This window comes from Arcanobacterium sp. S3PF19, from assembly GCF_000758825.1.
Lineage (GTDB): Bacteria > Actinomycetota > Actinomycetes > Actinomycetales > Actinomycetaceae > Arcanobacterium_A.
On the sequence record NZ_JRMX01000014.1, the window covers coordinates 157,555 to 170,491 of the forward strand.

A 12,937-nucleotide genomic window follows, 5' to 3' on the forward strand; every position below is an offset into this window, starting at 1 on the left:
TGCACCGCGTGTGTTTTCCGGCGTAAACTTGTTGTGAATCAGCTATAAACGGAAGCCGCTTCACACACGGAAGCCGCTTCACGAATGAGAGGAAGCAGTTAATGGTTTCTTTTGCCTACACTATTGCCGGTTCGGAGGCCACGGGCGGCGCCGGTTTTCAGGTTGATCTGAAAACTTTTCACGAACTGGGCTGTTACGGAATGGGTGCGCTGACGTGTATCGTTTCTTTCGATCCGAAAAATAACTGGGGACACCGTTTTGTGCCGGTTGCTCCCGAAGTTATCCGCGATCAGATTGAAGCGGCCACCGCGGCACAGAATCTGGATACGGTAAAAATCGGTATGCTCGGCACGCCGGCGACCATCGAAACCGTTGCGCAGGCACTGAAAAAGCAGTCATGGAAAAACATTTTGGTGGATCCGGTGCTGATCTGCAAAGGCCAGGAACCCGGTCAGGCGTTGGACACCGATACCGCGCTGCGGGAAAAAATACTGCCCCTTGCCACTGTGACAACGCCGAATTACTTTGAGGCATGCACCCTTTCGGGAATGGAAAACCTGCAGACCGTGGAGGATCTGGCACTCGCGGCGAAGAAAATTTCCGCTCTCGGCCCCAAATATGTGCTGGTAAAAGGGGGAACGGAATTCCCCGGCCCCAAAGCTGCGGATGTGCTCTGGGACGGAGAAAAGGCAACCGTGTACGAAACCGATAAAATCGGTGAGGAACGGGTTTCCGGCGCGGGCTGCACCCTGGCTGCGGCAATCACCGCGGAATTGGCAAAGGGCAGCGATATCCATAAAGCCGTGCAGGTGGCAAAGGATTTGGTTACCTGCGGAATAAAGGCGCGCGTGAGCGGCAACACTCCGTTTGACACGGTATGGCAGGGCGCCTATTCCGCTTCCGAAACGGCCGGGGTCTGCCACACCCGCATACTGTGAACGCGGAATGAAAAACTACGGTAAATTTGCCGATTTTGCGCGGCTGCGGGATTTTCTCACAGCCGCGCTGCGGCAGCATCTTTACAATGCCGCGGGCCGCAGCGAAGAAGAAAAACGCTACCGCTTCGAGCACTGTCTGCGTGTGGCGCAAATCGGACGGCGGGTGGCGGAGAAAGAGAATCTTGATCCGCAGGCTCTGGAACTGGGTTGTCTGCTGCACGATATCGGAAAATGGGATGCCAAAATTCCCGTCGACCACGGCCGCAGCGGTGCTCTGACGGCGGCAAAACTGTTTGCCCAAGCGGATCTGCCTGCCGATCTGTGCGAAGAACTGGCACAGGGGATCGCGATGCACGTGGACGGCAGATACAATCCGCGCACGGACTGTGCGGAAAACGAAGAAAACACCGCCGGGGAAAAGTACCGCTTTTTCCCCAAGCCGCCTACTGCCTGCGCGGTTTTAATCGGCGAATGCGACGACATAGACCGCTTCGGCACCTACAGGATCTGCGACACGCTGCGTTACTGGAATTTTCTCTCGCTTTCCACTGCGAAACAGATTCTCCAAATTGACTCCTATCTCGCCCGGCTGGAGCAAATGCGCGGAAAAACACGGCACAGCGAAACCACACGGCAGCTCTGGAGAGAAAACATAGACTACCAAATCGGATTTTTCTCCCGGCTGCGCGGGGAAATCGGCTGATATCCCGAAGACGGCGGATAAATCCCTGATCCGCTGCTCTTTGCCGGATTTATGCGGCCGTGGCAAAGGGCGCGCAGACGCCCGCCGCGGCAGGGCAAAGATCAGTAATCCGGCTGCGGCTGCGTGGAAAGACCGGCGAAGCGGGAACGGTTTCCCTGGAACATCAATTCTATTTCCCCCGTGGGACCGGCGCGGTGTTTGCCGATAATAATTTTTGACGGCGGCGCATCCGGCGAAGTATCTGCCGTATCGCGGTGGATAAGCAAAATAACGTCGGCGTCCTGCTCCAGCGAACCCGATTCGCGCAAATCGGCCACCTGCGGTTTCTTGTCCTGCCTGGCTTCCGGATTTCTGTTCAGCTGTGCGACGGCGATAATCGGAATATCAAGCTCTTTTGCCAGCAGCTTGATCGAACGGGAAAACTCCGAGACTTCCTGCTGCCTGGATTCAACGAGCTTCGCCCCGGAAGTGAGCAGCTGCAGATAATCAATCACAATCATTTCGATATTCTGCTGCTGGCGCAGGCGGCGCGCTTTGGCGCGGATCTCGGTCATTGTCAGATTCGGCGAATCGTCGATAAAAAACGGTGCCCGGGAAATTTTCTCCACGGTAGTCGCTATTTTCTGCCATTCATCCTCACTGCATTCTCCCCTGATCAGCTTCGAAAGCATAACATTGGATTCCGCGGCGAGCGCCCTCATCACCAGTTCGTTGCGGTTCATTTCCAGAGAGAAAAAGGCAACGGGCTTATTTTGCCTTATCGCAATGTTTCGGCAGAAATCCATTGCGAGAGTGGATTTTCCCATTCCCGGACGCGCCGCAACAATAATCATCTGCCCGGGACGCAGTCCCAAAAGAACCGAATCCAGATCCCCGAAACCGGTGGGAAGTCCGACCATGTCTCCGTCGCGGGCGGAATTTGCCATGATTTCGCCAACCACGTCGGGCAGAATTTCGTTCAGTCCGGCGTAGTCGTTCACCACATGGGATTCGGCCACGGCAAACATCTCCGCCTGTGCTTTGTCCAGAAGTGTTTCCACGTCATTTCCGTCGGCGGAATATCCCAGACGCGTGATCCGCATACCGACATTGACCAAAGCACGCAGCTTGGACATATCCTGCACAATTTTTGCATAATATGCCACATTTGCGGTTGTGGGAACATTCAGCACAAGATCGGAAAGATATTCGTCGCCGCCGACCGTGGCCAGTTCCCCGCTGCGTTCCAGCTCCGCGGCAACCGTAATTACGTCGGCCGAGCCCTGGTTGGAAAAGATTTTTATTATTGTTTCGAAGATAAGAGCGTTTTTCGGGGTATAAAAATCGGTAGCACGTACGAGTGAAACCACATCGGAAATTGCGTCCTTGTTGATCATCATACTTCCCAAAACCGCACCCTCCGCTTCCGTGTTGTGCGGCGGTACGCGGCTGAATCCCGGGTTTGCCGTTTCGCTGTCTGCCATCTTTCCTCCTACTAGCTAAGTATGCCTTAACATACGCTTTTTCCCCAAGGGAACCGGATGTTGGTTCGCCTTGCGCTTTCGGGTGAGACAATGGGCACAAAAGTTTTTGTGGATTCTTTAAGTATTTTTGTGGAAACACGCCATATAGAAAGTGGAAAACTTAAAAAATTATTTCCGTTTTCCACACAGCGACTTTCAAAGTTTTCCACAGTTGTGGATCTTCTAGGGAAAACCGCCAATTTGAGGGGTTTGAAAATTTTTTACTGTGGAAAAAATTATCCGTTAAAAACTCCCGACACATAAAAAAGTTAAAGTTAAACACGCCCATGTACGTCACGGACGATATAATCTTTCTGTACATCCGAAATCAGACAGATCTTCGAAACGACAGCAAACCCATGCACCGCAAAAATTCCGAACTGCGCCGGATAGACCGCACAATTTCCTCTCTTGCACTGCCCTCGCTTGCCACTTTGCTCGCCGAACCGCTGCTGATCATGGTCGATTCGGCTATGGTCGGCAGACTGGGCACTTCCTCACTCGCGGGCCTGTCTCTCTCCTCCACAATTCTCACCGCCATCGTGGGAATCTGTATCTTTCTCACCTACGCCACCACCGCGGAAACGGCCCGGTTTGTGGGAGCGGGAAACCACAGGGCGGCAATCCGCAGAGGAATAGACGGAATCTGGCTGGGAGGAATGATCGGCGTAATTTTTGCGTGCGTATTCCATTTCGGCGCGCAGAGCATCCTGCGCCTTTTCGGCCCACAGCCGCAAACACTTGAACAGGCAGTGGCCTATGCGCAAAGCTCCGCGTTCGGGCTGCCGGGAATGCTGGTTACGCTTGCGGCAACGGGTACTCTGCGCGGTTTTTCCGACGCAAAATCACCTCTGTATGCTTCTGTCGCCGGATCTTTGCTGAACATTCCCCTCAATTTTTTCCTGATCTACCCCTGCGCCCTGAAAATCTCCGGTGCGGGATACGGAACGGCTGCGGCGCAGCTGTTTATGGCTTTTTTCCTCTGTATGCGGGTGCGGAAAATCGGACGCAGATACGGTGTGCCTCCCTTTCCGAAAGGAGCAGGCGTTCTGCTTTCGCTGCGCAGCGCGATTCCGCTGATAATTCGGACGCTGTGCCTGAGAGGCGCCATTTTGCTGCAGATCACCGCCGCGGCAGGCCTGGGAACTGTTGCCCTGGCAGGCAACCAAATCGCAATGACCATGTGGAATTTTGCCTCTTACGGCCTGGATTCCCTGGCCACGGCCGCTCAGATAATGATCGGACAGAGTCTGGGAAGGGGAAATGTTTCCGAAATCCGAACAATCCTGCGCAGATGCATCAACAGATCTGTTGTGACCGGAATAATTCTTGCCCTGTTCTTCGCCGTTCTGTCTTTTGCCGTTCCGTCTCTGATCACCGCAGACAGTGACGTGCGCACGCTGTCGGTATATATCTGCCTGATAATATCTCTTTCCGTTCCCGTTTCCGCACTCGCCTACCTCCTCGACGGAGTGCTGATCGGCGCCGGCGACACCCGTAAACTGGCCAAATATATGCTGATCTCTTTCTTTTCCTTTACTCCCGTGGCACTGGCTGTTCTGTTCCTGCCTATGGGAAGCCCCACTTTCGCGATGCTTTTTCTCTGGGCGGGATACGCGCTCGTGTTTATGACGGCACGCAGTGCCACGGCCTATTGCCGCGTACGCGGAGCCGGGTGGATGCACCTGCACCAACCCGGCGATTAACCGCACGCGGATAAATTCACGCTTTGGCGTTCAGTGCCGCTTTTCGCCGCTGCATAATCCCCACACCGGAGAAAACCGCATTCACCAGCAGCAGCGCAGCCACTGCGCCGAGCAGTATATGCTGCGTAAACAAAGACGCGTTTCCGTCGCCTGAATTCGCCTTCGGGTTTTTCAGTGCTTTCACCGAATCCGACATCCCCGCGGGCTGTGCGTCTGCCCCATCCGCCGCAGCCGCAGCGGAAGTGGCGGATTTGCCTGCACCCATGCCCGACATTCCTGCCGCACGCAGCTCCGCAGCGCTCGGAACGCATGGTTTGCCGTCGTCGGTAAGCCATTTCTGCGTACTTCCCGCAGCTGCCACAAGCGCACCCAGATCGAAGTGTCCGTGCGTCACTCCCGCTCCCGCACCGACATTAAACGTGAGTACGGTATCGGCAAAAACCGCGCCGGAAGCGCGCATAGCCGTCCGCAGCCGCAGCCCTACCCGATACGTGCCGGGAGACGAAAACACCCAATTTGGATGTGCATGCGTATTGGGAGGCAGACTAATCGTTCCCGCTCCGGAAGAACCGGCGCCCCAAAGCCAGCGTTTGCCGACTGTCTTTCCGAAATTGCCGGATTGGAACACCTCCATCATTCCCGGTCCGGAGAAAGATGTCAGACTCATTGACAGCGATCCGTTTGTTTTTTCCAGCAGACTCGGAGCCTGCGTATTTACGCCCACCCAGGGCACATTTGCCACCTGGCTCGCAGAAATCATCCACACCCGGGTATTTGCGGGGATGTTTCCCGTGGTTTCGGTGGTAACGGCTTTTCCCGCCGCTCCGACGGCAAAGGTCAGACTGCTCGGATCAACCCAATGCGCCGGCACAAAACGGTCGTCTTTAATGCGGGGCAGCAGCGCGGCCCCACCCGTTCCGCCTACCGAACGCAGCCGGCAGACGGTATGTTTTGCACGCCGCGGCCCAAAGCCGTTTCCGTGTGCTCCGGCAGCACCGGAATTCCCGTTTCCGCCTGCCGAAGGATCCTGTCCGGAAGCGGAATCGTGTGTTTGGTGCGGAATCTGCCGCGCACCGCCATGCCCGCCGGGTTTGCCGATAAGGCCGTCTCCGACCGCCCAGGTGTAGGTAAATACCCGCGAGCTCTGCGCGTCCCGATTCGCATCAAGCGCGGCCGCCGCACGGTCGGAAAGACCGTTTAGGAACGAAGAGGAGGCGCTGAGCGCGGCTTTCGACGAGACGCGCACTTTCATCGTATAAATTCCGCGTTTTTCGAAAATCCAGTTTCCGTGCACGTGCCGCGGCTCGGGCTGCCAAATTTTTTCTCCCGAAACCAACTCCGTGTTTCCCGATTCAAACAGAGAGGCACTGCCGCGGTACGAAGGACTGCCGAAGAAAAACACTTTCCCGGGTCCTTTTACTTCAAGAAACTCATATTCCAAAGGATGTGCCGATTTTGGCACAGACATGGAATCCCATCCGGGGAAAGGTATTTCGCTTTGCCGATCCCCGTTTATTCCCAGAAAATAGCCGGAAGGCACAAATTTTCGGGCAAAATTTTCCGGAAATTCCGTATATGCTTTCTGCGGCACATTCATAATCACCGATTCGGCTTCGCGCAGCACAGACGGGGAAACGGAATCGTCTTTTACGGTCAGCGCCGGGCGTCCGTTTCGCATAACGGCATTAAATACGTCTATATGCCCGTGATCCAGCACTGTTTTCCCCTCGGAACTGAGAATCTGCGCGCTTCCGGCGCTGTTTTCTCCGGGTCGGGGAGAAGGATTCACGGGCGCGGGCCCGTGATCCGTGCCCGCAGGGCCGGGTGAGGGCCGCGGTCCGGGAGCCGGCGGCAGGGGCGAGGGATTCTCTCCCGGAACTTCCGGCGTGGGCGCCGGATCCGTGCCCGCGGAGGTATCGCGTGTATCCGCAGGGTTTTTAATTACCCGAAAAACAACGGTAAAAATTTTGGACTCTTCTTTTTTCCCGTCGCTCTTTTCGGCCACGGCTTTTGCGGTCAGTGTGTAAAGCCCGGCTTTTTCAAAAAACCAGTGCCCGTGGTAATGCCCGGGAACCGGAAGCACCGAACCGTCTTCAACATAGTAACTGCCGTCTTTCAAAACGGGTTTGAAAAGATTCGGATCGTTTTCGTCCACAGCCAGTTCGTTGTTTCCAAATACCGCCAAATTTCCCGGCCCCCGCACTTTCAGGAAATGTATCGAAACGGAAGTAAAACCGTTTTCCTTCACATTTGGGGCACTCCAACCGGGCTCAAACCAAAAATCTCTGTTTCCCGAAGAGTAGTAACCGACTTTTCCCCCGCGCGAAAGCGCGCGGAAATTATAACTGTCCGAATACGTCTGCGGCTGAATCGCAAATACGGTTGAGTTTGGATCGTACAGATCGTCATTAAACCCTGTGCGCACATATACAACCGGTTTTCCGGAATCGGTATTTACATAAAACGCATCCGTATGGTTCTCGCAGATTTCTGTTTTTCCGTCTGCGGTTTTGGCATAATTGTCACAGTGGGAGCCGGCGGCGCCCACTGCACCCGCAGGAGGGATACAGACGGCGAACATCAGTGCCAAAGTCATCAGTCCCGCAAGTAATGCGGCAAAACGGTGTTTTAAAGGTGTCATCGGTTTCTTTCTGTCACTCGGGGATAACTGTATTCAGTATAATGAGAATCGTTATCAATAACAAACGGAGTGCCACAGGTGCCGCCAAATACCGTATTTTCAAAATCCGCATACCGCAGCGGAAAAAGAAAAGGGGGAGAAACGCCGCTGCGTCTCTCCCCTTCTTCGCGTAAATAACTTTACTTTGCCGCTTCCACCAAAATTTTAATGTTTGCGGCGATATCGGCGTGAAGTTTTACCACTCCGGTATATTCGCCGACCGACTTTACCACCGAATCCAGATTGACACAACGGCGGTCAACCGACTTTCCGGTCAGGTCGGACGCAGCCTTCGCCACGTCGGCAACGGTAACCGCACCGAACAGACGCCCGTTCGCCCCGGCCGTCTTCGCAACCACGATAACCTGCGCTTCCAAAATCTCACGCAGTTCACGTGCCGCTTCCAGATCCTCGGTTGCGCGCTTCCGGCGCGAATCGGCAATCTGATCAATCTGCTTCTGCGCACCCTTCGTCCACGCAACGGCGTAGCCCCGGGGAATCAGGTAGTTCCGGCCGTAACCGTCTTTCACGGTCACAACTTCGCCTGCGGAACCCAAGCCCTTTACTTCATGGGTGAGGATAAGTTTCATTACCGTTCCCCTCCTTAGCGGTTTGAACTTGAGTAAGGCAGAAGTGCCATTTCGCGGGCGTTCTTCACCGCACGCGCAATCTGACGCTGCTCCTGCACACTGACACCGGTCACGCGACGGGCGCGGATCTTACCCCGGTCGGAAATGAACTTCCGCAAAGTTGCGGTATCTTTGTAGTCGATGATCTCGACTTTGGCCGACTTCAACGGGTTGGCCTTCTTCTTTGGCTTGCGCAATACTGGCTTTGCCATTTTTCCTCTTTCAATAATTCCCTTACGCTCCCAAACGGTTTACGCTGCGGGAAAGCCTGTGAATCTTTTAGAACGGCGGATTTTTGTCGAATGCGGAATCCTGCGGGGTCTGCGGAGCCGAAGCCCACGGATCATGCAGCGCGCCGCCGGCAGGGGCATCGTAAGTCGGAGAGCCGTTCGCGGCTCCTGCCTGGTTAAATCCGCCCTGGGAGTTTCCGGCTGCTTTGGTAACAGAAGCAGTGGCGTAACGTAATGCCGGACCAACCTCATCTACCTGCATTTCAACGGAAGTTCCCTGCGATCCGTCGTTACGCTGATAAGAGCGCACCGAAAGTCTGCCGGTTACGATCACCCGCATTCCTTTCGTCAGGGATTCCGCTACGTTCTCCGCATACTGATTCCACACCGCACAGCGGATAAACATGGCTTCGCCGTCTACCCACTCATTAGTCTGGCGGTTAAAAGTACGTGGCGTCGATGCAACCGTAAAATTGGCCACCGCGCGCCCGGTGCTTACGTATTTTAATTCAGGATTTGCGGTCAGATTACCAACCACAGTGATTATCGGTTCGCCTGCCATACTGTTTCCTACCGGATTCTATTCTTCGGCACCGACCGGAACCGGTTCGTAACGAAGCAGCTTCGTGCGCAGAATACTTTCGTTCAGGCTCAGCTGACGGTCGAGTTCCTGTGCGGTTTCCGGTTTGGCCGTCATGTACACAACGACGTACACACCTTCAGACTTTTTATTGATATCGTAAGCAAGACGACGCTTCCCCATAATATCAACCTTATCCAAAACTCCGCCTTCGTTTGGTACAACGGCGAGCAGCTTCGTCAAAGTCGACTGTAGGTTGCGCTCATCTACTTCAGGATCGAGAATAATCATCATCTCGTACTGACGCATGTTTCACCCACCTCCTCCGGTCTCTGCGGTCGCGGGATTTCCGCGACAGGAGGGTCATGCAGCATAACATCTTCCCCCGGAAAACATTATGCGAAGTTATTATACAGGAAATTCGGGCACATTTCCCCTTTTGGGCAATTTCACATTATCTTCCGAATCGGTGTTACCCGGCAAGATTGCCTTCTTCCCCGGGCTGCGGGGCGGGACGGGGTTCGGGATGCTCTTCCGGAGCAGGCGCGGGCGCGGGGGCCGGCTGAGGCTCCGGCGCCGGAGTGCCCGGCTGCCCGGTGTTTTCTTTATTCTGTTTTTCTTCGCGCACAGCGTCTTCCTGCTGCCGCCTGCGTTCCTGAATTCTCTTTTCCCTGCGCGACTGGGTGAACTGCATTTTCTCCATCCCCTTCATCGCTTTCGCCGTGTATTTCGTCCACACGTCAAGCGGGAATGTCGATCCGAACACGGTACGCACCCCGGCAAACCCGCTAAGTTTCTGCTCTTCCCCTCCCGGGCCGCTCTGATACATATTCACCGCCGTCACCATCTGCGGCGCAAACCCGATAAACCACGCCGACACCGGACCGCTGGACGTACCTGTCTTTCCGCCTATCTCCCGGTCTATCTTCCGCGCAACCGTCGGAGCCACAGACGGATTCGTAAGCACGGATTTCAGTGCCACGACTGCATCCTGCGCCGCCTGCGCGGAAAGCACGCGTTCGGTCTTCGTCGTTCCCCGGTACAGCACGGAACCGTTTGCCGCATGCACCTCGCGCACCAGATGGGGAACGGCCATCTTCCCCTCATTCGCCACGGCACCGTATGCACGCGCCATCTCCTTCGCCGTCACCGACGCGGAACCGAGAACATTCCCGTAGTTCCCGTTAAGACCGGGCGTTTTCTCCGAAAGACCCATTTTTTCCGCACGTTTAAGGGTGTTTTCCGATCCGACCCGGTCATTTAGGGCAATATACGACGTATTTGCGGAGTATTTCGTCATCCCTATCAGATCAAGCATTCCGTAATCCGCGCCGCCGGAGTTCACAATCTCCGTTTTTGCCTTGGGGAAATACATCCGCGCGGGCGCGGGGAACTTTTCGGACAGCGGAATCCCCTGCTCCAACGCCTCCGTCAGGGCAAACATCTTAAACGTCGAACCGGCCTGGGCACGGGCCTGCGTCGCCGCATTCTGCTGTTCCTTCAGATAATCTTTTCCCCCGTAAAGGGCATAGACCTCTCCGTTGCGCGGATCCATCGAAAACAGTCCCACTTTGTTGTTTGCCGGCCGGCTCTTGGGCAGGGAATCCACCGCCTCCACGGCGGCGTCCTGCATTTTTTTGTCGATCGTGGAAACAATCCTGTAACCGCCCGTGGCGATCTGCGTATCGGAAAAACCGCCGTCGCGCAGCATCTCCCGGCGAACCGTTTCCATCAGATAACCGTTTGTGCCGCTCATATTTTTAATCTGCCGCACGCCGTTGGCATTGGGGAAATTCCGCATTGCGCGGTCTGCGGCCGCCTTGTCAATCCATTTGTCTTCGCTCATCCGCCGCAGCACACGTTCATATCTCTGCTTTGCTTTCTTTGGGCTGACAGCCGGATCCCACGCGGAAGGCGCCGGAATCACCGCCACCAAAAGAGCCGACTGCTCCAAAGACAGATCCTTGGCACCCACACCGAAATATGCTTTCGCCGCTTCTTCCACGCCGTATGCTCCGCGCCCGAAATAGATGGTGTTCAGATAGTTCTCCAAAATCTTTTCTTTGCTTTCGGAGGCGTCCAGTTTCAGAGCCAGCACGGCTTCGTGCAGCTTGCCCAGATAAGATTTCGTATTCCCCAGATAATACCGTTCCGCATACTGCTGCGTCAGCGTCGATCCGCCCTGACGCGGCCTGCCCAGCAGATTATTTATAAACGCGCGGAAAATTGCCGTGGGGGAAACACCGCTGTTTTCATAAAAGGTTTTGTCTTCCGAAGCCACCAGCGCATGCTGCATATTCTCCGGAATTTTATCCAATCCCACAATCGTGCGGTTCACGTCGGAAAGCGATCCAAGTTTTGTTTTTCCGTCCGAATAATATATGGTCGTTGTCTGCGCCAGGGCAAAATCCGCAGGCTGCGGAACTTTCACCGACATATAAAATCCGACCAGTGCCGCCGCGCACACAATACAGAAAATGAAAAAAGAGCCGCAGACCAGACGCCACGAGGGAATCCAGCGCCGAATCCCTTTCCTGCCCGCTCTGGGATAATTGATCAGACGCGGCTTTCCAGCGTTTTTTCTTGCATTCATAACTACTCTGTCTACCTAAGCTGTTTCAGACGCCGGGAAACGTTTTACCGGTGTTCGAGTGAATTATTCTGCTTTTCACTACGACGAAGTTTACGTGACAACTGCCGAATTTTCACATTTCCGCGCAGACGGCGCAGCCCCGGCCTGTTGATTTTTCCGTTCGCCCCCGCCAATTCCGCTTCCGCGGGACGTACGGTGGGCGCGTGCGTCAGATCGTACCACCCGTTTTCATCCCGTTTGCGCGTATCGTTTTCGGAAATGAAGAATACGTCCAGCCAGCGTGTGCGCGGATCGGAATCAATCAGCAGCGCCTTAAAGAAAAGAGTCAGCGGAATTGCCAAAATCGAACCCAGCAGGCCGACGATGCTTGTCCAGACAACGAGGGAAAAAAATGTGACTGTGGGGGAAAGGCCGACCACGTCGCCGGTAAATTTCGGCTGAATAAAGGTTTGGATTACCACGTTGATCACCGAATACACAACGCATACGTAAACCATTGTCTGCCATCCCTGATCAAGCAGACCGATAAGCATCGGGGGAAGAACACCGATAATAAATCCGATATTCGGAATATAATTCGTGATAAAGGCCCACATTCCCCATGTCACGGCGAGCGGAATCCCCATCAGCTGCAGAGCAAAAACGTCAACCACCGCCACGATTATTCCAAACACCGTGGAAATGATCCAGTACGCACGCACCCGCTTTTCAAATCCCGCCAGGGCAATAGACAGGTTTTTGTGCGATATGCGCATTACTTTCCCGCGGGCATTCATCACCATGGTATCAAGACTGATGAAAAACAGCGCGATTACCACCACGGCAAGCAGACCGCCTACCGAAGAAAGAGAGTCGACGAGCGTCCATGCCCAGGAAATAAGCGTGTTGTAATTCAGATCCTCCAACAGCTTATCCAGATTTGTGGTCTGAATACCGTAGTGGTCCAACAGCTGCACGATGGAAGTGACCGTGCTTTCGAATCTGCCGCGGTATGTCAGCAGGGTCTGCGGAACCGGTACAAGCGACCAGGCCACAACCGATACCGTTCCCACAAATACCGTAATCAGCGTCAGGAAATTAACCGCAACGGCGAGCCATCCGGGCACACCCCATCTGATCAGCGCCCGTCCCACGGGACGGAAAGCCAAAACCAGGGTAAGCCCCAGAAACAGCGGCGCAAACACGCCCTGCACATAATGCAGACCCGCCAAGGCCACGGTAAGCAGAGCGCCCACGGCCAAAACGGACATTCCCATCGGGGAACGGCCCTCCGGAAGAGCGTTTTTTCGGGATTCGGATTTCTCCGTTTCCTGTCCGGGGCGCAGACCCGACATATCTTTCTTCACTTTTGCCATAAAACCAATGTTCCCATGTTT

Annotated in this window: 11 protein-coding genes; 3 read left to right on the plus strand and 8 right to left on the minus strand. The window is 54.8% G+C overall.

Going from position 1 to position 12,937, the window contains the following annotated elements; genetic code table 11:
* Positions 1-101 precede the first annotated feature (101 nt).
* Complete coding sequence (gene thiD, locus HMPREF1631_RS05040) at positions 102-938, plus strand: bifunctional hydroxymethylpyrimidine kinase/phosphomethylpyrimidine kinase (protein WP_034233082.1); 837 nt, start codon at positions 102-104, stop codon at positions 936-938.
* A gap of 7 nt (positions 939-945) precedes the next feature.
* Complete coding sequence (locus HMPREF1631_RS06850) at positions 946-1,641, plus strand: HD domain-containing protein (protein WP_052047137.1); 696 nt, start codon at positions 946-948, stop codon at positions 1,639-1,641.
* A gap of 101 nt (positions 1,642-1,742) precedes the next feature.
* Here the strand turns inward: HMPREF1631_RS06850 and dnaB are convergent, their stop codons facing one another.
* On the minus strand, positions 1,743-3,104 hold the full coding sequence (gene dnaB / locus HMPREF1631_RS05050; RefSeq protein WP_034233083.1) for a replicative DNA helicase: 1,362 nt from the start codon (positions 3,102-3,104) through the stop codon (positions 1,743-1,745).
* 398 nt (positions 3,105-3,502) lie between these two features.
* On the opposite strand from dnaB, the gene HMPREF1631_RS05060 reads away from it, so the two are divergent.
* Positions 3,503-4,849, plus strand: coding sequence for an MATE family efflux transporter (locus HMPREF1631_RS05060; protein WP_034233087.1), 1,347 nt, complete (start codon positions 3,503-3,505; stop codon positions 4,847-4,849).
* Positions 4,850-4,865: 16 nt separating this feature from the next.
* On the opposite strand, the gene HMPREF1631_RS05065 is transcribed toward HMPREF1631_RS05060, so the two are convergent.
* The 7 genes from HMPREF1631_RS05065 to HMPREF1631_RS05095 form a co-directional block, all read right to left on the minus strand.
* A complete protein-coding gene (locus HMPREF1631_RS05065) occupies positions 4,866-7,490 on the minus strand; it encodes a choice-of-anchor M domain-containing protein (protein ID WP_034233089.1) in 2,625 nt (874 codons plus the stop codon).
* A gap of 179 nt (positions 7,491-7,669) precedes the next feature.
* Positions 7,670-8,119 (minus strand): 50S ribosomal protein L9, encoded by a 450-nt coding sequence (rplI, locus tag HMPREF1631_RS05070; protein WP_034233091.1) that lies wholly within the window; start codon positions 8,117-8,119, stop codon positions 7,670-7,672.
* 14 nt (positions 8,120-8,133) lie between these two features.
* A complete protein-coding gene (gene rpsR / locus HMPREF1631_RS05075; RefSeq protein WP_034233093.1) occupies positions 8,134-8,370 on the minus strand; it encodes a 30S ribosomal protein S18 in 237 nt (78 codons plus the stop codon).
* Between the two features lie 67 nt (positions 8,371-8,437).
* Positions 8,438-8,950 (minus strand): single-stranded DNA-binding protein, encoded by a 513-nt coding sequence (locus HMPREF1631_RS05080; protein ID WP_034233094.1) that lies wholly within the window; start codon positions 8,948-8,950, stop codon positions 8,438-8,440.
* 18 nt (positions 8,951-8,968) lie between these two features.
* Complete coding sequence (rpsF, locus tag HMPREF1631_RS05085) at positions 8,969-9,277, minus strand: 30S ribosomal protein S6 (protein WP_034233096.1); 309 nt, start codon at positions 9,275-9,277, stop codon at positions 8,969-8,971.
* Positions 9,278-9,440: 163 nt separating this feature from the next.
* On the minus strand, positions 9,441-11,561 hold the full coding sequence (locus HMPREF1631_RS05090; RefSeq protein WP_052047139.1) for a transglycosylase domain-containing protein: 2,121 nt from the start codon (positions 11,559-11,561) through the stop codon (positions 9,441-9,443).
* Positions 11,562-11,605: 44 nt separating this feature from the next.
* On the minus strand, positions 11,606-12,916 hold the full coding sequence (locus HMPREF1631_RS05095) for an AI-2E family transporter (protein WP_052047140.1): 1,311 nt from the start codon (positions 12,914-12,916) through the stop codon (positions 11,606-11,608).
* Between the last annotated feature and the right edge of the window lie 21 nt (positions 12,917-12,937).